The sequence below is a fragment of the Shinella sp. JR1-6 genome, assembly GCF_004284735.1.
Taxonomy (GTDB): domain Bacteria; phylum Pseudomonadota; class Alphaproteobacteria; order Rhizobiales; family Rhizobiaceae; genus Shinella.
In genome coordinates, this window is the sequence record NZ_SHMI01000001.1 from 275,274 (window position 1) to 295,173 (window position 19,900).

Annotated in this window: 19 protein-coding genes and 1 pseudogene; 14 read left to right on the forward strand and 6 right to left on the reverse strand. The window is 63.3% G+C overall.

The features are described 5' to 3' along the window. Positions 1–27 precede the first annotated feature (27 nt). Together EXZ48_RS01280 and EXZ48_RS01285 are read left to right on the forward strand one after the other, a co-directional pair. Complete coding sequence (locus EXZ48_RS01280; protein WP_130514223.1) at positions 28–1,014, forward strand: 2-hydroxyacid dehydrogenase; 987 nt, start codon at positions 28–30, stop codon at positions 1,012–1,014. A 60-nt stretch (positions 1,015–1,074) separates the two neighbouring features. Next, positions 1,075–1,482: a hypothetical protein gene (locus tag EXZ48_RS01285; RefSeq protein ID WP_130514073.1), complete on the forward strand. Its 408-nt coding sequence runs from the start codon at positions 1,075–1,077 to the stop codon at positions 1,480–1,482. A gap of 23 nt (positions 1,483–1,505) precedes the next feature. Here EXZ48_RS01285 and EXZ48_RS01290 read toward each other — a convergent pair whose 3' ends face one another. Further along, positions 1,506–2,024, reverse strand: a complete 519-nt coding sequence (locus EXZ48_RS01290; RefSeq protein WP_130514074.1) for a helix-turn-helix domain-containing protein — start codon at positions 2,022–2,024, stop codon at positions 1,506–1,508. Between the two features lie 93 nt (positions 2,025–2,117). Here EXZ48_RS01290 and EXZ48_RS01295 point away from each other — a divergent pair, with 93 nt between their 5' ends. Beyond that, positions 2,118–3,365: an MFS transporter gene (locus tag EXZ48_RS01295; RefSeq protein ID WP_130514075.1), complete on the forward strand. Its 1,248-nt coding sequence runs from the start codon at positions 2,118–2,120 to the stop codon at positions 3,363–3,365. A gap of 26 nt (positions 3,366–3,391) precedes the next feature. On the opposite strand, the gene EXZ48_RS01300 is transcribed toward EXZ48_RS01295, so the two are convergent. Continuing rightward, a complete protein-coding gene (locus EXZ48_RS01300) occupies positions 3,392–4,213 on the reverse strand; it encodes a gamma-glutamyl-gamma-aminobutyrate hydrolase family protein (protein ID WP_130514076.1) in 822 nt (273 codons plus the stop codon). Between the two features lie 454 nt (positions 4,214–4,667). Between EXZ48_RS01300 and EXZ48_RS01305 the strand changes: the two are divergent. The 6 genes and pseudogenes from EXZ48_RS01305 to EXZ48_RS01330 all read left to right on the forward strand — a co-directional run bounded on the left by EXZ48_RS01305 (position 4,668) and on the right by EXZ48_RS01330 (position 11,455). Next, positions 4,668–6,978, forward strand: a pseudogene (locus EXZ48_RS01305) (putative bifunctional diguanylate cyclase/phosphodiesterase). A 184-nt stretch (positions 6,979–7,162) separates the two neighbouring features. Next, positions 7,163–7,936: a hypothetical protein gene (locus EXZ48_RS01310; protein WP_050743768.1), complete on the forward strand. Its 774-nt coding sequence runs from the start codon at positions 7,163–7,165 to the stop codon at positions 7,934–7,936. Between the two features lie 231 nt (positions 7,937–8,167). After that, positions 8,168–8,392, forward strand: coding sequence for an aa3-type cytochrome c oxidase subunit IV (locus tag EXZ48_RS01315; RefSeq protein WP_023515782.1), 225 nt, complete (start codon positions 8,168–8,170; stop codon positions 8,390–8,392). Between the two features lie 87 nt (positions 8,393–8,479). Next, positions 8,480–9,634, forward strand: a complete 1,155-nt coding sequence (locus tag EXZ48_RS01320; RefSeq protein ID WP_130514077.1) for a Re/Si-specific NAD(P)(+) transhydrogenase subunit alpha — start codon at positions 8,480–8,482, stop codon at positions 9,632–9,634. After that, a complete protein-coding gene (locus tag EXZ48_RS01325; protein WP_023515780.1) occupies positions 9,634–10,044 on the forward strand; it encodes an NAD(P) transhydrogenase subunit alpha in 411 nt (136 codons plus the stop codon). The genes EXZ48_RS01320 and EXZ48_RS01325 overlap by 1 nt, the downstream gene beginning before the upstream one ends. 10 nt (positions 10,045–10,054) lie before the next feature. After that, a complete protein-coding gene (locus EXZ48_RS01330) occupies positions 10,055–11,455 on the forward strand; it encodes an NAD(P)(+) transhydrogenase (Re/Si-specific) subunit beta (protein ID WP_023515779.1) in 1,401 nt (466 codons plus the stop codon). 118 nt (positions 11,456–11,573) lie between these two features. On the opposite strand, the gene EXZ48_RS01335 is transcribed toward EXZ48_RS01330, so the two are convergent. Together EXZ48_RS01335 and rpsU are read right to left on the reverse strand one after the other, a co-directional pair. After that, a complete protein-coding gene (locus tag EXZ48_RS01335; protein ID WP_023515778.1) occupies positions 11,574–12,470 on the reverse strand; it encodes a tetratricopeptide repeat protein in 897 nt (298 codons plus the stop codon). A 223-nt stretch (positions 12,471–12,693) separates the two neighbouring features. Further along, entirely contained in the window at positions 12,694–12,921 is a 228-nt protein-coding gene (rpsU, locus tag EXZ48_RS01340) for a 30S ribosomal protein S21 (RefSeq protein ID WP_024270893.1), read from the reverse strand. Between the two features lie 327 nt (positions 12,922–13,248). Here rpsU and EXZ48_RS01345 point away from each other — a divergent pair, with 327 nt between their 5' ends. From EXZ48_RS01345 to EXZ48_RS01365, 5 genes are read left to right on the forward strand one after another with little or no spacing between them, the layout of a single operon-like run. Beyond that, positions 13,249–14,502 carry a sarcosine oxidase subunit beta family protein gene (locus EXZ48_RS01345; protein ID WP_024270892.1) on the forward strand — a complete coding sequence of 418 codons (1,254 nt, stop codon included), beginning with the start codon at positions 13,249–13,251 and terminating at the stop codon, positions 14,500–14,502. Beyond that, positions 14,502–14,897, forward strand: coding sequence for a hypothetical protein (locus tag EXZ48_RS01350; RefSeq protein WP_245461879.1), 396 nt, complete (start codon positions 14,502–14,504; stop codon positions 14,895–14,897). Before EXZ48_RS01345 ends, EXZ48_RS01350 begins: the two co-directional genes overlap by 1 nt. 14 nt (positions 14,898–14,911) lie before the next feature. Beyond that, the gene (locus tag EXZ48_RS01355; protein ID WP_050743770.1) at positions 14,912–15,256 is read left to right on the forward strand and encodes a sarcosine oxidase subunit delta; all 345 of its coding nucleotides are present in this window, start codon (positions 14,912–14,914) and stop codon (positions 15,254–15,256) included. Then, positions 15,253–18,246 carry a sarcosine oxidase subunit alpha gene (locus tag EXZ48_RS01360; protein WP_130514079.1) on the forward strand — a complete coding sequence of 998 codons (2,994 nt, stop codon included), beginning with the start codon at positions 15,253–15,255 and terminating at the stop codon, positions 18,244–18,246. The genes EXZ48_RS01355 and EXZ48_RS01360 overlap by 4 nt, the downstream gene beginning before the upstream one ends. Next, entirely contained in the window at positions 18,239–18,787 is a 549-nt protein-coding gene (locus EXZ48_RS01365) for a sarcosine oxidase subunit gamma (protein WP_023514819.1), read from the forward strand. Before EXZ48_RS01360 ends, EXZ48_RS01365 begins: the two co-directional genes overlap by 8 nt. Before the next feature lie 6 nt (positions 18,788–18,793). Here the strand turns inward: EXZ48_RS01365 and EXZ48_RS01370 are convergent, their stop codons facing one another. Together EXZ48_RS01370 and EXZ48_RS01375 are read right to left on the reverse strand one after the other, a co-directional pair. Then, positions 18,794–19,318 carry a GNAT family N-acetyltransferase gene (locus EXZ48_RS01370; RefSeq protein ID WP_130514080.1) on the reverse strand — a complete coding sequence of 175 codons (525 nt, stop codon included), beginning with the start codon at positions 19,316–19,318 and terminating at the stop codon, positions 18,794–18,796. Then, on the reverse strand, positions 19,315–19,803 hold the full coding sequence (locus EXZ48_RS01375; RefSeq protein ID WP_130514081.1) for a MaoC family dehydratase: 489 nt from the start codon (positions 19,801–19,803) through the stop codon (positions 19,315–19,317). The genes EXZ48_RS01370 and EXZ48_RS01375 overlap by 4 nt, the downstream gene beginning before the upstream one ends. Positions 19,804–19,900: the final 97 nt, after the last annotated feature.

The following is a 19,900-nucleotide window of genomic DNA, read 5'->3' on the forward strand; positions in this document are numbered from 1 at the left end:
CATCGGGCAAAGGGAGATCTCGCCATGGTGGCCAAGACGCGTCTTCTCGTGCCCTGCACGATCCGCGACCGGGTGCTCGACCGCTTGAAGGACGCCTTCGACGTGGTGCGTATCGAGCGGGCGGATCCGGCGTTGCTCGCTCGCTCCGAGGCGGCGAGCATTTCCGGTGTCGCGGTTTCCGGCGGTCTTGGCGCGGCGATGATCGAGCACCTGCCGTCGCTTGAAATCATCGCAAGCTTCGGTGTCGGTTACGATGGTGTGGATGTGGCGGCTGCCGCGGCACGCGGCATAGCTGTCACCAATACGCCCGATGTGCTGAACGACGAGGTGGCCGATACGACGATCGGCCTGCTGCTCAATACGGTGCGCCGCCTTCCGCAGGCCGAGGCGTGGCTGCGCGAAGGGCGCTGGGTGCGCGAGGGCGCCTTCCCGCTGACACCGCTCAGCCTGCGGGGCCGCAAGGCCGGCATCTACGGGCTGGGGCGCATCGGCATGGCGATCGCCGAGCGGCTGAAGGGCTTCGGCGTCGGGATCGCCTACCACACGCGGCGCCCGCGCGAGGACGTGCCGTTTGCCTATTATCCCTCGCTGGCGGAACTGGCGGAGGCGGTGGATATCCTGATCGCCATCGTGCCGAAGACGGCCGAGACGCACCGGACGATTGATGCGCATATCCTTCGCGCGCTCGGTCCCAATGGCGTGCTGATCAATGTCGGGCGTGGCTGGACGGTCGATGAGGGCGCCCTTGCCGCAGCACTTGGGGACGGGGTAATCGCGGCGGCCGGGCTCGACGTCTTCTATGATGAGCCGAACGTGCCGCAGGCACTGCTCGACCTGCCGAACGTCTCGCTCCTGCCGCATGTCGCTTCGGCTTCGGTGGCAACGCGCGATGCCATGGCCGACCTTGTGGCAGACAATCTCTTCGCCTGGTTCGAGCGTGGTGCGGCCCTGACCCCGGTGCCTGAAACACCCTTTGTGCGAAAAGCAGGGAACGATTTGGAAAGCCTTCGTTAACCTTTCGGCAATTTTGCGGGCGCATGCTTTTGCCATCGAGTCGATCGCGAAGGAGAGCCCATGAAGACGCTGATGATTGCCGCCGTGGCCGGCGCATTGTCGCTGGGGCTCTGGAGTGTTGCGGCGGAGCGCGCACCGGCTGTGGACCCGGTGACGACGAGTTCCGTTCCCGCTTCGGTGTCCGCACACAGCTATACCATTTCCAATGTGGTGGCGAATACCGCATGCCTTGCAGAGCGCGGTGACCGAATTTCGAGCCGCAGCGAGCGCTTCACTGCCAACAGCGACTGCGACGCCGTCTGGCCACGCCTTTCGGCTGCACGCACCTGGGTCGACAACGGCGATGGTACGGTCATCGTTGCCGATGCGCAGGGTGAGGCCATTCTGACCGTCGTCGATGGCGACGGTCTCGCCTATGAGGCCGTCGAACCTGCCGATGCCATGATCACGATGATTTCGGCCGACTAGCAAACGCCCAAGAAAACAAGGAACTAGAGCTGCCTCGGCGGATTGGATCCTGCCGGGGATGCCCTTCGCCCTTTCGGTTTGTCTGCCGCGGAGGTATCGCACTTCGCACCCGATACACAGGTTTCGGCCCAGCCGAGCCGCCGCCCGTCCTCGGCTTGCAGCCGGAGGCGGCCGACCGGCGCGCCGGTTGCTGTTTCCACCAGCACGGAATGGCGTTCGTCCGCTCGGTAGAGGTGGTCCTCCCCCCATTGCCTCATGGCGACGATGACGAGAAAGAGGTCGCGGCCCTTCTTGGTCAGGACGTATTCCTGGTAGGCACTGCCGTCCGATGCCGGGGCGAGAGCGAGGACCTCGGCCTCGACGAGGTCGCGCAGGCGCGTGCTCAGCATGCCCCGGGCGATGCCGAGATTCTGCTGGAAGGCGCTGAAGCGCCGGATGCCGTCGAAGGCATCGCGCACGATGAGCAGCGACCACCAGTCGCCGATGGCGTCCAAAGTGCGCGCGACGGGGCATTCGGCCTCGCGAAAACTCTTGCGTTTCATATCGGGTACCCTCGGCGACAAACTGGTTCTAAAATAGAACTGGAAGAGGTGTCTCGCAAGTGGTCTCATCATAAGACAAAGATGAGGTCGATTATGAAAACGTGCGATACCCTTTCCCAGTCCCGCCCGTGCCAGCCCGCCGATGGATCGAGGCAAGCGCCTGAAACATCGGACCTCTCGCGGCTGACATTGCTGGTCTTCGCCGTCACTTGCGGAAGCAGCGTGGCGAACATCTACTATGCCCAGCCCCTGCTCGATGCGATCGCGGCGACCTTTGCCATTCATCCGGCCGCTGTCGGCCTCGTCGTCACATTGACGCAGGTTGGCTATGCGGTGGGCCTGCTCTTCCTCGTGCCGCTCGGCGACCTGCTCGATCGCCGCAAGCTGGTCATCGGCCAGACACTGCTCTCCGCCTTGGCGCTTGCTGCCGTCGCCGGGGCGCCGAATGCCCTTACCCTGTTCGGCGCGATGATCGTTGTGGGCCTGCTGGCAGTCGTGGTCCAGGTGCTGGTAGCCCTCAGCGCCACGCTGGCGCGGCCGGAAGAGCGTGGTGCGGCCGTTGGCCTCGTCACCGGGGGCGTGGTGATCGGTATCCTGGCGGCGCGGTTCGTTGCCGGCATCCTGGCCGATGCGGGTGGGTGGCGGATCGTTTATCTTGTCTCCGCCGGCTTCATGCTGCTCCTGGGCGCGTTGCTCATGCGAGTCTTGCCACGGACGATCCCGGTTGCAAGTGCGGAACGCTATGGCAGCGTGTTGAAATCCATGCCGCTCATCTTTCTGAACGAGCCGGTGCTGCGCCTGCGGGCGGGGCTGGCCTTCCTGATCTTCGCCAGCTTCAGCACGCTCTGGACTGCGATGGTTCTGCCGCTGAGCGCGCCGCCCTTTTCCTTGAGCCACACCCAGATTGGCCTCTTCGGGCTCGCGGGGCTGGCCGGGGCGTTGGCTGCGGGCCGGGCAGGGCGGCTGGCAGATCGCGGCCTTGCGGAGCGCACGACCGGTTTATCCCTTGTGCTGCTCTGCCTCTCCTGGCTGGCAATCGCATTCCTGCCGCACTCGCTCGCGGTCTTTGCCATCGGTGTGGTGCTGCTCGATTTCGCGGTGCAGGCGGTGCACGTCACGAACCAGAGCCTTATCTTTGCTCGCCGGCCTGATGCCCGCAGCCGCCTTGTCGGCGGATACATGGTCTTCTACTCGGCTGGTAGCGCCTTGGGCGCCATCGTCTCGACGGTGAGCTATGCCCGTTTCGGCTGGGCAGGGGTCTGCCTTGCGGGGGCGACCTTCAGCCTTGCGGGCCTGTCCCTCTGGGCGGTTTCGCGAGAGATGGCACGGCATGGTTCATGACGACGCGTCGTGCGAGGCCGGACCGTTCAGGCGGACTTGGCCGAGCCGAAAGCCAGCACGTCGGCCTCGCCGGCCGCCTTGGCGGGGCGGGGCGCGCCCTGCTTTGCGGCAGCATAGTCGCGAACCGCTTCGCCGAAGGCGGCGAACAGCTTGTTCGACGGCTGGTCGGAGCCGACCCAATACTCCGGATGCCATTGTACACCGACTGCGAAGGCCTTGGCCCCGAGGACGGAGACGGCTTCGATCGTGCCGTCTTCGGCGACGGCTTCGACGGCAAGACGCGGTGCGATGTCGGAGATCGCTTGCCGGTGCAGGGAATTGACCTGCACGTCGCCGGCGCCGACGACGGCGGCAAGGCAGCTGCCTTCCTTGACGTGGACCGTCTGGCGGATGCCATAGGCGACGTCGAGCACGGGAGTGTCCGGCTTGCGGTGATCCCACATGCCGGGCTGTTCCTGGATCTCGTTGGCGAGTGTGCCGCCGAGCACGACGTTCAGTTCCTGAATGCCGCGGCAGATGGCGAGCAGCGGAATGCCACGTTCCAGCGCGCGGCTGATCAGCGGCAGGCTGGTGGCATCGCGTGCCATATCATAGGGGCCTTCCGCATCGGTCGCTTCTTTTCCGTAGAGGGAAGGGTGCACGTTGGTGCGCGAGCCGCTGACGAGCAGCCCATCCACCCGGTCGAGAATGCCGTCGAAATCGTTGTCCGATTCGAGCGCCGGCACGAGGAACACCGTGACGTCGGCGCCCTTGACGGCGGCGCGCACATACTGGTTCGGGGTGGCCTGCCAGACGTTGCCTTCGATCTCCCTGATATCGGCGGGAATGGCGACGACGGGTTTCGACATGATGGGCTCCGGAAAAAGAAATACCAATTGACGATTTGCTATCAAATCTCCGATCAGTCAATTCCCCCATTCTGGCGAAATGACGGCCGAAGCCCGGTTTCCAGGCGGTAGACGGAAGGATATACTGATCTAGGTTCGGGGAATCCCGGTGTGGTTCGGCGACGCCTTGTTAACTACATGCTTGCAAACAGCGATTGCATATACGACTTTTTTCGCTTTGCGTGCGCGTAATACTGTATCGCTCCGGAGACAGGATATTGCGCGGGCGGCCCATGTTAGGTTGAGTTGGCTGCGCGAACGGCCTCAATATTGCAATATGAGGTTGAGCGCGTCTTCTCTGGGTTGAGTGCGCGTGCAATGATGCAGGGCAATACCCTCGTTATTGGGTAATTTCCCGAAATCATTCATTAAATTTTGGTCGGTAACCCTCTCGTGTCAAGGGAGTGCCGAGTCCATGAAGGATAAGGGTCAAAACACACTGCCGGCTGATGTCTACCTGTCGTTCGTCAGCTCGCTGTACGGGAACCGCCAGACCCTTTTCGTGGGCATGATTTCGCATGTCATCACGTTCTCCTTCGTTTACGCCAAGACCGCCGACCCCTTTTTCCTGATCTGGAGCGGGCTGGTTATCGCCATCTGGTCGCTGCGTGCCGTCGGCATGCGCCATTTCGACCGGGTGGATCACGCAGCGCTCGACATGGACGGCATCCGCTACTGGGAGAACTGGTACAATCTCGGTGCCGTCGGTACGACGCTGGCGCTCGGTACGTCCTGCGGGTACAGCCTGCTCTTCAGCCGCGACAGCTTTGCCGAGCTTGCCACGATCGCGGTGACGCTTGCCACCATGGTCTCCGTCGTCGGGCGCAACTGCGGTTCGAAACGCGCCGTTGACTACATGACTTTTTCCGCATGTTTTCCGATGGTCGTAGGCTTCCTGGGGCTTCAGGATTTCTACCATGCCGTGCTTGCGGTGCTCATCCTGCCTTTCGTGATGACGACGCGCATGATGGCGAACGGCGTGCGCGAGTTCCTCTACAAGAACGTGCTGGCGACGCGCGAGGTCTCCATCATCGCCGACCGGTTTGACACGGCGCTGAACAACATGCCGCACGGCCTGTTCATGCTGGACGCTGACCACCGTATCCTCGTCGCAAACCGCCGGGCCTGCGAGCTTCTGCATCTTGGCAACCAGGAGCGGCTGAAAGACTGCCATCTCGACGTCGTCCTCAGGTTCGGCGTGCGCAACACCTTCCTCAACACCGAGCAGAGCAGGGTGATCCTGCGCCAGCTCGACGAGCTGTTGAAGGGAGAGCGTTCCCGCGCGCTGGTGCAGGTCACGGACGGGCTCTATCTGGAGTTCACCGCCTCGCCGCGTGAAAACGGTGGCGCCGTGCTTATTTTCGAGGATGTGACGGCACGCGTGCGGGCGGAAAAGAAGATTCTACACATGGTGCGCTACGACAGTCTCACGGGCCTGCCGAACCGCGCCTACTTCACCGATCTCGTGCAGGAGGCGCTGGGCGAGCGCAAGAAGGCCGGTACGGTCGGGTTCATGGTGCTTGATGTCGACGACTTCAAACATGTCAACGACATGAAGGGGCACGTTACCGGCGACCGGCTGCTGTGCGCCATTGCCGAGCGGCTGCGCAAGCTTGCTGGCGACAAGGTGCTCGCCGGTCATTTGATGGGTGACGAATTCATCCTCTTCTTCCCCAACGAGACCAACCGCCGCGATCTTGAAGCGCGCATGCGCCGGTTCCACGAGCAGCTGCGCGGTACCTACGAATTTGACGGCATGACCTTCCTCGTCTCCTTCAGCGCCGGTGCCGTTATGGTTTCGAGCGACGATTTCCGGCTGGAGGAAATGCAGATCCGCGCCGACCTCGCGCTCTTCGAGACGAAGTCGCGCGCCAAGGGCAGCGTCACCGTCTTCGAGCAGGAGATGGACGCACGCTACATGGATCGCCAGAAGCTCAAGGACGATCTGCGCGAGGCACTTGCCAGCAACACGCTGTCCGTCGCCTATCAGCCGATGTTCGTGCCCGACGGCACGCGCATCGAATGCTGCGAGGCGCTGTCGCGCTGGACGCATGCGGAGCGTGGTCCGGTGCCGCCGAACGTCTTCATCCAGCTTGCCGAAGAGATGGGCATCGTCTCCGAGATCACGCGCTTCATGATCATGCGTGCCTGCGCCGATTGCGCGGGCTGGCCGGCGCATATGGGTGTCTCGGTGAACCTCTCGGTGCAGGACCTGCGCGGCACCGGCATCATCGACCTCGTTGCCGAAGCGCTGGAAGTGGCGGGGCTCGCGCCGCACCGGCTGCACCTGGAGGTCACCGAAAGCTGCCTCATGGAAGAGCCGGTCAAGGTGCAGGCCATCCTGCAGGAGCTGCGTGCCCGCGGCATCACCATCGCCATCGACGATTTCGGCACCGGCTATTCCAGCCTCAGCTATCTCGACCAGCTGCCGCTCGATGTCATCAAGATCGACCGGTCCTTCGTGCGCAACATCGGCGAGGACCCGCGCCGCTTCAAGCTCCTGCGCGGCACGGTCAACCTTTCCCGCGAGCTCGGCCTGCGTATCGTCGTCGAGGGCGTGGAAACGCGCGAGCAGCTTGCGCTTATCAACAAGTACGAGTGTGCACGATCTCGTGCAGGGTTATGTCTTCGCGGCGCCCATGTCGCCTGACGCACTGCGTGATCTCTACGAGACTCTCGCCCGCAAATCCGGCGAATCCCGCCGCCGCGGCCGCCGCGTCGCCTGATCCTTCCTGTCTTCTTCCTCCGTGACGTATGAATTCGATACGGCGTATCAGTGTCTTCAAAATTAGCGTTAACCATTTATTAAGGTTAATGAATGGTATTTTACACAAATTGTCTTATATCGACGATTGTAATGGTGGCAGCGCGGTGGCTGCCGGTGCTCTTGCAATCGAGGATACGGGGACAATGGCCAGCGTAGAGACGGCGACCAACCGCTTTTCGGACAAGCTTCTGGGGCTGCTCGACAGGATCGAGTACCGCCGCGTCGAGACGGGCGAGGACATGGAAGACGTCGCCCGCATCCGCTACAAAGCTTACAAGGCGGGCGCTGTCATGCATCTCGACGAGCAGGCGGTCCTGATCGACGAGGTCGATTTCGATAGCCATGCCTATGTTTTCGGCATCTATTACGAGGAGCGGCTGATCTCGACGGTGCGCCTGCACCACGTCACGCCGGAGCACCGCGTCACTTCGTCGGGAAAGGTTTTTCCGGATGAAATCAATGCCTTCCTCGATGCGGGCATGTCGCTGATCGACCCGGTTCGTCTGGCCGCCGACCCGGAAATCTGGAGCGAGATGCCGGCAATCCCGTATCTGACGTTGCGTATCGCCACCATGGCGACGGATTACTTCCAGACGGACCGTTGCGTGCAGATGGTCAAGCCTGCGCATTCGGCCTTCTACAAGCGCGTCTTCGATGCCGATTTCGTGGCTTCGCCGAAGAGCAACCACGGCAAGTTCATTATCGACCTGATGCTGCTGGCGACCAACGTCAAGGAGACGTTGCCCTCGCTCTACCAGCGCTTCCCATTCTTTAAATCCGAACCCTATGAGCGCCGCATGATGTTTGCCCGGGGCGACGGCCTGCCGTTCAGCCCTTTGACCGTGCGTCCGACCGCGCGCCGCGCGCATTTCGGCGGCGAGCGCATCCAGCTTTCCGGAAATGCCTTTGCCGGATAAGCGCCCCGCGTTTTGATGTCGCATGACGGGCCGGTTTCTTGCGAAACCGGCCCGTTCTGTTTCGGAAACGAGAAAGGTCGAAACGCTCTGCCTGCCTTGCCGTTGCGCTTTGCCGATCCATTGTGTATGGCCAGAAAGACGCGTGTCTTCACGCTTGAGGGAATCTGTTTTCGGTGCCTGTCAGCGAGGCTTTTCCGCTGACAGGTGCGGGTGCTTAGGAGAAGGTAGACTATGGCTGAACATCATTCCGGACCGGTCGAGACGGGCGCTGCGATGGATTACCCGGAGCATGAGAAGACCTACGACCTCTTCATCGCCGGCGCCAAATACGGCACGCTGTTCTGCGTCGCACTGCTGATCGCCATGGCGGCCGGCTTCTTCACCAGCGCCGGTTTCTTCAGCGCGCTGCTGCTGCTCATCATTCTCAACGTCGTCGGCTACTTCCTGCTGCGTTGACCTAAACAACCGCATCTGCGGATTGTCACACGGCGCCATTCCGGCGCCGTGATTTAACACGGCCAGTCTCGGGGGGAGGACCACGGTTTGAGTCAGTGTGTTTTTGTAGCACGGGAAAGTGATCCGGCGGAGGGCCGCGTCGCGGGCTCCGTTGAAACAGTCAAGAAAATGAAAAGCCTGGGGCTCGACGTGCTGGTGGAAACCGGTGCCGGCCTTGCCTCCCGCATCCTGGATGCGGATTACGAAGCTGTCGGCGCACGCATCGTCGGGCCCGAAGAGGCAAGGGCAGCGGACGTCGTCCTGAAAGTCCGGCGGCCGACCTCCGCCGAAATCGCCGCCTACAAGGCCGGCGCCATCGTCATTGCCACGATGGATCCCTACGGCAACGAAGCCGCCATCGCCGAGATGGCCAGTGCCGGTCTCACCACCTTCGCCATGGAACTGATGCCGCGCATCACACGCGCCCAGTCGATGGACATTCTGTCCTCGCAGGCGAACCTTGCCGGCTATCAGGCCGTCATCGACGCCGCCCATGAATACGACCGCGCCATGCCGATGATGATGACCGCTGCCGGTACGGTTCCGGCCGCGAAAGTCTTCGTCATGGGTGCCGGTGTTGCCGGCCTTCAGGCCATCGCGACCGCGCGCCGCCTCGGCGCCGCCGTCTCCGCGACGGACGTGCGCCCGGCCGCAAAGGAGCAGGTCGCTTCGCTTGGTGCCAAGTTCATCGCCGTCGAGGACGACGAGTTCAAGGCCGCCGAAACCGCCGGCGGCTATGCGAAAGAGATGTCCAAGGAGTATCAGGCGAAACAGGCCGCGCTCGTCGCCGACCATATCGCCAAGCAGGACATCATCATCACGACGGCGCTCATTCCCGGCCGTCCTGCCCCCCGGCTTGTGACGCGCCAGATGCTGGCGGCCATGCGCACGGGTTCCGTTGCCGTCGATCTCGCGGTCGAGCGCGGTGGCAACATCGAGGGTGCTGAGGCAGGCCGCGTTGCCGAGGTCGAAGGCGTCAAGGTCATCGGCTATCTCAATGTGCCCGGCCGTATCGCGGCCTCCGCTTCGGCGCTCTACGCCAAGAACCTCATCACCTTCCTCGAGACCATGGTCGACAAGGAAACGAAGTCGGTTTCGGTCAATGTCGAGGACGAGTTGGTCAAGGCGACGATGTTGACGAAGGACGGTGCCGTGGTGCACCCGAATTTTGGCGGTAGCGTTCAGCAAGGGGAGGGCAAGTGATGGCGAACGAACTTCTCGACAAGGCGATCACTGATCTGGAACGCGCGGTGGAAGCTGTCCGCGCCGCTTCCGAATATGTGCCGGATGCGGCCGCTGCGGCGGCGCACGGCGTTTCCGGCGGGGCGATCGATCCTTTCGTCTTCCGTCTGGCGATCTTCGTGCTGTCGATTTTCGTCGGCTACTATGTCGTCTGGTCGGTGACACCCGCGCTGCACACGCCGCTGATGGCCGTCACCAACGCCATCTCCTCGGTCATCGTCGTCGGCGCTTTGCTCGCCGTCGGTATCTCGCTCTCGGGTGTGGCGACCGGCTTCGGCTTCGTCGCGCTCATCCTCGCCTCCGTCAACATCTTTGGCGGCTTCCTCGTCACCCAGCGCATGCTGGCGATGTACAAGAAAAAAGAGAAGTGAGGGCGGCCCGATGAACGCAAACTTCGCAGCCTTCCTCTACCTCGTTTCCGGGGTGCTCTTCATCATGGCCTTGCGCGGCCTGTCGCATCCGACGACCAGCCGCCGCGGCAACATGCTCGGCATGATCGGCATGGGCATCGCCATCGGCACGACGCTGCTGCTCGCGACGCCGTCCTTCGGTGGCCTCGTGCTCATCGTGCTCGGCCTTGCCATCGGCGGCGGTGCCGGCGCCTATATCGCGCGCTCGATCCCGATGACCTCGATGCCGCAGCTCGTGGCGGGCTTCCACTCGCTCGTCGGCCTTGCCGCCGTGCTGGTCGCTGCCGCCGCGCTCTACTCGCCGGTGTCCTTCGGCCTCGGCCAGGTCGGCGAGATCCACGGCCAGGCGCTCATCGAAATGGCGCTGGGTGCCGCCATCGGCGCGATCACCTTCACCGGCTCGATCATCGCCTTCCTGAAGCTCGACGGGCGCATGTCCGGCAAGCCGATCATGCTGCCCTACCGGCATGTCATCAACATCGTGCTGCTCGCGGCGATCGTCTTCTTCATCGTCGGCCTGACCCTGTCGGAAAGCCATTTCGATTTCTGGCTGATCGTCATTCTGGCGCTGGCGCTCGGCGTGCTGCTCATCGTGCCGATCGGCGGCGCCGACATGCCCGTCGTTGTCTCGATGCTCAACTCCTATTCGGGTTGGGCTGCGGCCGGCATCGGCTTCACGCTCGGCAACCTCGCGCTGATCATCACCGGTGCGCTGGTCGGCTCCTCGGGTGCGATCCTGTCCTACATCATGTGCAAGGGCATGAACCGCTCGTTCATCTCTGTCATCCTTGGCGGCTTCGGCGGCGACAGCGGCGCGGCAGCGGCGGATGACGGTGTGCAGCGCACGGTCAAGCAGGGTTCTGCCGACGACGCGGCCTTCCTGATGGCGAACGCCTCCAAGGTCATCATCGTGCCGGGCTACGGCATGGCGGTGGCGCAGGCGCAGCATGCGGTTCGCGAGCTTGCCGATGCGCTGAAGAAGAACGGCGTCGAGGTGAAATACGCGATCCATCCGGTCGCCGGCCGTATGCCGGGCCATATGAACGTGCTGCTCGCCGAAGCGAACGTGCCCTATGACGAAGTGTTCGAGCTCGAGGACATCAACTCCGAGTTCGCCCAGGCGGATGTCGCCTATGTCATCGGCGCCAACGACGTGACCAACCCCGCCGCCCGCGACGACAAGTCATCGCCGATCTACGGCATGCCGATCCTCGACGTCGACAAGGCGAAGACCTGCCTCTTCGTCAAGCGCTCGCTTGGCTCGGGCTATGCCGGCATCGACAACACGCTGTTCTACAAGGACGGCACGATGATGCTGCTTGGCGATGCCAAGAAGATGACCGACGATATCGTCAAGGCGATGAACCACTAAGAGGGTTTCATCCGAGACAAAAAAGCCCGCGAGATGATCGCGGGCTTTTTTTGTTTCAGAATCTCCTGGAAGGAGAACCCCGGGCTGGCCCGAGGATGACGAACGAGAGGTGCGTAGCTTAAGCGGGCTTTGCAGCCGAGGCGGCGCCTCTTGTGCGGGCAAGGCCGTCCTTGGCCGGCTTGTAGTTCGGGTCGAGCTTCAGGGCGTGCGAATAGGATTTTGCCGCGCGGGCCATGTCGCCGCGGCGCTCGTAGATCAGCGCCTGGTTTGCCCAGGATTCGGCAAGCTTGCCGTCGAGGTTGATCGCCGTGTTGAAGTCCTGGAACGCATTGTCGTCGTCGCCCTGCGCGGCATAGGAAATGCCGCGACCATTGTAGGGCTCGGCCGAGTTCGGCGAGAGCGAAATGGCCTTTGAGAAGTCCTCGATGGCCTTGTCGTGCTGGCGGCGGGCCTGGAAGATCAGGCCGCGATTGTGATAGGCGCGCGGATCGGTCGTATCGAGTTCGATCGCGCGGTTGAAGTCGCGGAAGGCCTCGTCGAGGCGGCCGGCCTGACGATAAAGATTGCCGCGGCCGATATAGGCGACGTCGTAGTTCGGGCTGAGCTGCAGCGCAGTGTTGTAGTCGCTCGCCGCCTGCGCCTGATTGCCCTGGCTGCGCTCGACGAGCGCACGGTTGGCATAGGCCTGGTAGAAGCGCGGATTGAGCTCGATCGCGCGGTTGAAGTCGTCGATCGCGCGGCGATACTGGCCGGCGCGGCCATAGGCGGAGCCGCGCACATTGTAGCCGGCCGGGTCCTGCGGGTTTGCGGCGATCACTGCCGAGAGCGAGGAGATGTTCTCTTCCGAGCCCTGGGCGCGCTCGACCTTCAGCACGTCCGTCGACGTAGCGGTCGACTGGCAGCCGGTCAGAAGGAGCGCGATGGACGTGGCGGCGACGGCGGCCATCAGGGGGCGGCGCAGGCGGGCAGCCGAGGGAGAGAAGCGGTCGGTCGGGAACCCGGTAGATGCAGCCATGTCCAAGTGCGAATCCTCAAAGTGGGCTTCTGTCGCGCCTCATGCGCGATGAAAACGCTACGCTTGAAAGCAATTCCGGCGACGGTGCGTAGCGATAGCGCCCGGAATTGCACGGGAAGTCTTTCACATCTGTGAAAAAACGTCCGGTCACGTCAAAAAAGGCGGCGGCGAAATGTTCGCCCCCGCCCGGTCTTGCATCCGAAAACGTCGAAAAGACGGCCGATCAACGGGCGCCGGGACGACCGCCGATGAGGCCTTCGCGCTGGGCGCGCTTGCGAGCCAGCTTGCGAACGCGACGGACGGCTTCAGCCTTTTCACGCGCACGCTTCTGCGACGGCTTTTCGTAAAAGTCGCGCATCTTCATTTCACGGAAAATACCTTCGCGCTGCATCTTCTTCTTGAGAGCGCGGAGAGCCTGATCAACGTTGTTGTCGCGGACAAGTACCTGCACGAGAATCCCGTTCCTTTGTTTGTTGTACGCCCACCGAGCACGGGTCGCCGGGCAAATAGATTGCGTTCGCGCAGCCCACCAGGCTGGCAATTGGTGGGTCGGATACCAGATCGCAGCAGCGAAGTCCAGCCTGAAGCGCCGGGAAGCTGAGGATATTTGTGGGGTGCCGGTGGGAAAGCATGGCAAAGCTTCCGTGACGCTCATGTCGCATGTGGTACAAGGTGCGCCTGAATGCGTCGCAAAGGATACGGCGTGGTGCGTCAGGATTTGCTTTCTTTCTGGGCAGGAAACAAGCCGGCCGGGCCGGCGCGATTTTGAGGACATGGGATGCGCAAATATTCGGTTTTCGCCGTCGCCCGCGAGGCGATGCGTGGCCACAAGGGCTGGGAGGCGCAATGGACCTCGCCCGAGCCGCGCAAGGAATATGACGTGATCATCGTCGGCGGCGGCGGCCATGGCCTGGGCGCGGCCTACTATCTTGCCAAGGAACACGGCATCACCAATGTCGCGGTCATCGAGAAGGGTTGGCTCGGCGGCGGCAATACCGGCCGTAACACGACGATCATCCGCTCGAACTATCTCTATGACGAGAGCATGGACATCTACGAGCATTCGCTGAAGCTCTGGGAAGGGCTCAGCCAGGATCTCAACTACAATGTCATGTACTCGCCGCGCGGCGTGATGATGCTGTCGCACAATGTGCACGACAAGCAGTCCTTCCAGCGCCATGTCCATGCCAACCGGCTCTACGGCATCGACAACGAATGGCTGACGCCGCAGCAGGCGAAGGACTTCGTGCCGGTTCTCGATATCTCTGCCTCCGCCCGCTATCCGATCAACGGTGCGGCCCTCCAGCGTCGCGGCGGCACCGCCCGCCACGACGCCGTCGCCTGGGGCTATGCCCGTGCCGCGTCGGATCGCGGCGTGCATGTCATCCAGAACTGCGAGGTCAAGGGCATCCGCCGCGGGCCCGACGGCGCGGTGACGGGTGTGGAGACTTCGAAGGGGTTCATCGGCGCGAAGAAGATCGCGGTGTCGGCCTCCGGCCACAACTCGGTCATCCTGTCGATGGCGGACGTGAAGCTGCCGCTGCATTCCGTGCCGCTCCAGGCGCTGGTCTCCGAGCCGATGAAGCCGATCTTCCCCTGCGTGGTCATGTCCAACTCGGTGCATGCCTATATCTCGCAGTCGGACAAGGGCGAACTGGTCATCGGCGCGGGTACGGACCAGTACAACTCCTATTCCCAGACCGGCGGTCTGCAGATCATCACGCATACGCTGGATGCGATCTGCGAACTCTTCCCGATGTTCCGACGCGTCAAGATGATGCGCCAGTGGGGCGGTATCACCGACAACACGCCGGATCGTTCGGCGATCCAGGGCGTGACGCCGGTGAAGAACCTCTTCGTCAATTGCGGCTGGGGCACCGGCGGCTTCAAGGCGACGCCGGGTTCGGCCCATCTCTTCGCGCACCTCATCGCGAAGGGTGAGCCGCACAAGCTGGCTTCCGGCCTGACGCTGGACCGCTTCCGCACAGGCCGCCTCATCGACGAGGCCGCGGCGGCGGCCGTGGCCCATTGATGAACGGCGCGCTCCTTGCCGGGTTGCTGATGACGGCCGGTGTGATGCCGGCGGGCTCGATCATTCCCGAGCCTGATGATTTCCGTTTCCAGACGATCCGCAAGGCGGCCGGCGAGCGGAACTGGCCCTTTCTCGCGGAGAGCGGGATGTTGGGGTGCACGACGATGCTCGGCGAACGGGTGGTCTACTTCATCCCCGGCGACGACATGGAACGCGCCTACAACATCGACATCAACCTCTTTGCGATGAGTGTGGCCAATGTCGGAATAACGGATGTGCTGGCCCCCTACGAGGATAGCGCGCAACTGCTTTATCGGCTTGTGCCCTTCGTCTCCATGGGCCAGCGACTTTGCGACCAGGAACCCGGCACGCTCGTGACGGAACCAGAGCTTTAAACAGGTAGGATACCATGCTGCTGATCTACTGCCCCTACTGCGAGGAAGAGCGCTCGGAGCTCGAATTCCGCCACGGTGGCGACGCGCACATCGCCCGGCCGACCAACATGGCCGATATCACCGACGAGGAGTTCCAGGAGTATTTCTTCCTGCGCGACAACCCGAAGGGCCTGATCTTCGAACGCTGGCGCCATATCCATGGCTGCGGCCGCTTCTTCAACGCGGCACGCGACACGGTGAGCGACAAGTTCGTCATGAGCTACAAGGCGGGCGAGCCTAAGCCTGATCTCTCCGGTGCGCCGACAACCACCGAAAAACCCGCCGAAACCTTTGAAACCACGGAAGGAACCGCGCAATGAGCGGCGCCAATCGCATTGCCGGTCAGGGCCGCCTGACGCCGGCCAAGACAGCGCGTTTTACCTTCGACGGAAAGACATTCGACGCGCTGGAAGGCGATACCGTCGCCTCGGCGCTGCTCGCCAACGGCGTGCACCTCGTCGGCCGCTCGTTCAAGTACCATCGCCCGCGCGGCATCCTGTCGGCAGGCCCGGAAGAGCCGAACGCGCTGATCGATGTTTCGCGCGATGCCGCCCGCCGCCAGCCGAACGTGCGCGCGCCGGTACAGGAAGTCTTTGACGGCATGAAGGTTTCTTCGCAGAACCGCTGGCCGTCGCTCGCCTTCGATATCGGCGGCGTCAACAACCTGATGTCGCCGTTCTTCGCCGCCGGTTTCTACTACAAGACCTTCATGTGGCCGAAGGCCGCCTGGGAAAAGGTCTACGAGCCCTTCATCCGCAAGGCCGCCGGCCTCGGCGTCGCGCCGACGGAAGAGGATCCGGACCACTACGCCAGCCGCTATGCCTATTGCGACGTACTCGTCGCCGGTGGCGGCGTCGCCGGCCTTTCGGCAGCACTTGCCGCTGCCGAAGCCGGCGCCCGCGTCATCCTCTGCGACGAGCAGCCGGAAGTCGGCGGTGCGCTGCATTACGACACGTCGGTGACGATCGACGGCCGGAACGGCTACGACTGGGCGCAGGCGACGGCTGCCAGGCTGAAGGCGATGGAGAACGTCACCGTCCTCACCCGCACGACGGCCTTCGGCTACTACAACCACAATTTCGTCGGCCTCGTCGAGCGCGTCACCGACCACCTCGCAAAGCCTGACAAGAAGCTGCCGCGTGAGCGGATGTGGCAGGTCCGTGCCAAGCGCGTCATCCTGGCTACCGGCTCGATCGAGCGCCATATGGTGTTCGCCAACAACGACCGGCCGGGCATCATGCTCGCCTCAGCGGCGCGTACCTATCTCAACCATTTCGGCGTCGCCGTCGGCCGCAAGGTCGGCGTCTATACGGCAAGCGATTCGGCCTATGAGGCCGCCTTCGACCTGAAGCGTGCCGGCGTCACCATCGCCGCCATCGTCGACAACAGAGAGAAGCCGGGCGAAGCCGTTCTGGCGGAAGCCCGCAAGCTTGGCATCGAGGTGCTGACCGGCCATTCGGTCGTCGACACCAAGGGCAAGCTGCGCGTCTCCTCCATGTCGGTCGCCCGCAACGGCGGCGGCTCGGCCCGCGCCATCCCGGTTGATGCGCTGCTGATGTCCGCCGGCTGGACGCCCTCCGTCCATCTCTTCTCGCAGTCGCGCGGCAAGGTGGCCTATGATGCCGCCTCCGGCCGCTTTCTGCCGGGAACCTATGCGCAGGATTGCCTCTCGGTCGGTTCGTGCAATGGCACGGACGGCCTCCAGGCGACCATCGAGGAATCGCTGGCCGCGGGCGAGCTGATGGCCCGCGCTACCGGCAACGAGGGCGGCGGCAAGGTCGAGCTCTCGGGTGAAAACGCCTTCGAATGGACCGGCGGCATGGCCGGCGCGGGCGAGGGCGCCGGCGTCGATACGACCGTCAAGGCTTTCGTCGATTTCCAGAACGACGTCTGCGCCAAGGACATCCGCCTTGCCGTGCGCGAAGGCATGCACTCGATCGAGCACATCAAGCGCTTCACCACCAACGGCATGGCGACGGACCAGGGCAAGCTGTCCAACATCCATGGCCTTGCCATCGCCTCTGAAGTGCTGAACCGCGAGATCCCGAAGATCGGCCTCACCACCTTCCGCGCGCCCTATACGCCCGTCACCTTCGGCGCGCTGATCAGCCATTCGCGCGGCGAACTCTTCGATCCGGCGCGCAAGACGCCCATGCATGCCTGGGAAGATGCGCATGGCGCGGTCTTCGAAGACGTCGGCAACTGGAAGCGTGCCTGGTATTATCCGCGTTCCGGCGAGACCATGCACGACGCGGTCAACCGCGAGTGCCGCACGGTGCGTAGCGCTGCCGGCCTCTTCGATGCCTCGACGCTCGGCAAGATCGAAGTCGTCGGCCCCGATGCCGCCGAATTCCTGAACCTGATGTACACCAACGCCTGGGATACGCTGAAGCCCGGCCGTTGCCGCTACGGCATCATGCTGCGCGAAGATGGTTTCGTTTATGACGACGGCGTCGTCGGGCGCCTCGCGGAGGATCGCTTCCACGTCACGACGACGACGGGCGGCGCGCCGCGCGTCATGAACCACATGGAAGACTATCTACAGACGGAATTCCCGCATCTGAAGGTCTGGCTGACCTCGACCACCGAACAGTGGGCAGTCATCGCCGTGCAGGGTCCGAAGGCGCGCGAAATCCTCGAGCCGCTCATCGAAGGCATCGACATCTCGAACGAAGCCTTCCCGCATATGAGCGTGCGCGAAGGAAAGATCTGCGGCGTGCCGACGCGGCTTTTCCGCATGTCCTTCACCGGCGAAGCGGGCTACGAAGTCAACGTTCCCGCCGATTACGGCCAGGCCGTCTGGGAAGCCATCTGGGCCCGCGCCGAACCGCTCGGCGCCTGCGCCTACGGCACGGAGACGATGCACGTCCTGCGCGCCGAAAAGGGCTATATCATCGTCGGCCAGGATACGGACGGCACCGTCACGCCGCACGATGCCAGCCTAAGCTGGGCCGTCTCCAAGAAGAAGACGGATTTCGTCGGCATCCGCGGCCTGAAGCGTCCGGACCTCGTCAAGGAGGGGCGCAAGCAGCTCGTCGGCCTTTTGACCAAGGATCCGAACGTTGTTCTGGAGGAGGGCGCGCAGATCGTCGCCGATCCGAACGAGCCGAAGCCGATGAAAATGCTCGGCCATGTGACCTCGTCCTACTGGTCGGAAAACTGCGGCCGCTCGATCGCCATGGCGCTTATCGCCGGTGGTCAGGCACGGCTTGGCCAGACGCTCTACGTGCCGATGCCCGACCGTACCATCGCGGTCGAGGTCAGCGACATGGTGTTCATCGACAAGGAAGGAGGACGCCTCAATGGCTGATCACGCTCTTCGCAAGGCGCCGCTCGCCGGCCGTCATGGTGGTTCCGCCGGCGCACACGTCACGCCCGCCGCCCCTGCAACCCGTCTTTCGCTGCGTGCAGGCGAAGATGCCATCGGCACGCTTTCGCTGGCCTTCGGCCTCGAACTGCCGAGACGGCCGAAAACCTCGGCCTCCGTCAGCGGGCGCCACGCGCTCTGGCTCGGGCCGGACGAATGGCTGCTGATCGACGAGAACGGGGCCGACCTGATGGGCATTGCATCGGGCGTTTCCGCGCTGCATTCGGCGACGGATGTCTCGCATCGCAACACGGCGATCCTCGTTTCCGGCCCCAACGCGGCCGGAGCGATTGCCAGTGGCTGCCCGCTCGATCTCGGCAATGCGATCTTCCCGGTTGGCGCCGCGGCGCGCACGGTGCTCGGCAAGATCGAGATCGTGCTCCTGCGCACCGGCGAGGAAGACTATCGCGTGGAATGCTGGCGCTCCTTCTCGCCCTATGCCTTCGGCCTGCTTGCCGAGGGCGCGGAAGACGCCGGGCTCTGACCGCGATCAGAAGAACCGATAGAAGAACAGGGCTGTCTCCCGCGTCCCGGGGGACAGCCCTTCGTACAGGTGCCGGTCATAGCCGCCGAGGGTAAAACCCTGGCGCAGATAGAACCGGCAGGCGGCAACATTGGTCGTCTGGGTTTCGAGACGAATACCCGGCAGGCCGTTGTCCTTCGCCCAGCGAAACGCCTGCTGTATCAGGCGCTGCGCCGCGCCTGTGCCACGCCACTCCGTATCGACGGCGATGTCATCGATGAAGGCGAAATTGTTCCATCCCTTCGAGAGTACGATATAGCCGACCGGCGCCTCGTCCCCGACAACGACGAAGAGCGCCTTGTCCTCGTCGTTCAGGTCGGTTTTGAGGTCATCCGCGTCGAAGCCGTAGCTCTTGGCATAGGGCTCCACAGGCAGGGCCTGCGCCAACCAGTCGCCGTCGAAAGGTGGTACAGCTTCGCGGGTGACGAGGAAGGAAAAGTCGCAGGCACCGAGGATCGCGATGTCTTCCGGTGCGGCGAGACGGATTTTCACACGTCCTCCGGCCGGTCCTTGGGATCGAACTGGATGATGGTGATCCAGTCGGCGGTCAGGGCGGGTTTTCGTTCGTCCTCGATCTCCACTGAGACGTCATAGCGGATGGTCACCATGCCGGCACCGCGAAAGCGCGCTTCGGCGAGAACGAAGCGGCCGCGCACACGCGTTCCGCTTTTCACCGGCGTCATGAAGCGGACCTTCTCGAAGCCGTAGTTGATGCCCATCGTCTGCTCGACGATGCGCGGCACGCAATCGTAGTTCATTGCTGAAAGCAGTGAGAGCGTCAGGAAGCCGTGCGCGATCGTGCCACCGAAGGGCGTTTCTGCGGCTGCGCGCACGGGATCGGTATGGATGAACTGGTGGTCTTCCGTCGCTTCGGCAAAACGGTCGATCATCGTCTGGTCGACCGTGAACCAGCGCGATAGGCCGAGTTCGGTGCCGACGAGGCTGCCGATGTCCTTCAGGTGAATGGTCTCTGGCATAGGGTTTTCCTGCCGCTCGATGCGCGCCTGGATTCGGTATTCTCGCAAGAGCGCGGCGCGTTTGCGCGACATGCTTTAGAGAGATGGTTTGTCCGGA

Bases quoted from the DNA above. Each gene is read 5' to 3' on its own strand.
- EXZ48_RS01285 (WP_130514073.1), top strand. From the start codon at position 1,075: ATGAAGACGCTGATGATTGCCGCCGTGGCCGGCGCATTGTCGCTGGGG.
- EXZ48_RS01290 (WP_130514074.1), bottom strand. From the start codon at position 2,024: ATGAAACGCAAGAGTTTTCGCGAGGCCGAATGCCCCGTCGCGCGCACT.
- EXZ48_RS01295 (WP_130514075.1), top strand. From the start codon at position 2,118: ATGAAAACGTGCGATACCCTTTCCCAGTCCCGCCCGTGCCAGCCCGCC.
- EXZ48_RS01300 (WP_130514076.1), bottom strand. From the start codon at position 4,213: ATGTCGAAACCCGTCGTCGCCATTCCCGCCGATATCAGGGAGATCGAA.
- EXZ48_RS01310 (WP_050743768.1), top strand. From the start codon at position 7,163: ATGGCCAGCGTAGAGACGGCGACCAACCGCTTTTCGGACAAGCTTCTG.
- EXZ48_RS01315 (WP_023515782.1), top strand. From the start codon at position 8,168: ATGGCTGAACATCATTCCGGACCGGTCGAGACGGGCGCTGCGATGGAT.
- EXZ48_RS01325 (WP_023515780.1), top strand. From the start codon at position 9,634: ATGGCGAACGAACTTCTCGACAAGGCGATCACTGATCTGGAACGCGCG.
- EXZ48_RS01330 (WP_023515779.1), top strand. From the start codon at position 10,055: ATGAACGCAAACTTCGCAGCCTTCCTCTACCTCGTTTCCGGGGTGCTC.
- EXZ48_RS01335 (WP_023515778.1), bottom strand. From the start codon at position 12,470: ATGGCTGCATCTACCGGGTTCCCGACCGACCGCTTCTCTCCCTCGGCT.
- EXZ48_RS01345 (WP_024270892.1), top strand. From the start codon at position 13,249: ATGCGCAAATATTCGGTTTTCGCCGTCGCCCGCGAGGCGATGCGTGGC.
- EXZ48_RS01350 (WP_245461879.1), top strand. From the start codon at position 14,502: ATGAACGGCGCGCTCCTTGCCGGGTTGCTGATGACGGCCGGTGTGATG.
- EXZ48_RS01355 (WP_050743770.1), top strand. From the start codon at position 14,912: ATGCTGCTGATCTACTGCCCCTACTGCGAGGAAGAGCGCTCGGAGCTC.
- EXZ48_RS01360 (WP_130514079.1), top strand. From the start codon at position 15,253: ATGAGCGGCGCCAATCGCATTGCCGGTCAGGGCCGCCTGACGCCGGCC.
- EXZ48_RS01365 (WP_023514819.1), top strand. From the start codon at position 18,239: ATGGCTGATCACGCTCTTCGCAAGGCGCCGCTCGCCGGCCGTCATGGT.
- EXZ48_RS01375 (WP_130514081.1), bottom strand. From the start codon at position 19,803: ATGCCAGAGACCATTCACCTGAAGGACATCGGCAGCCTCGTCGGCACC.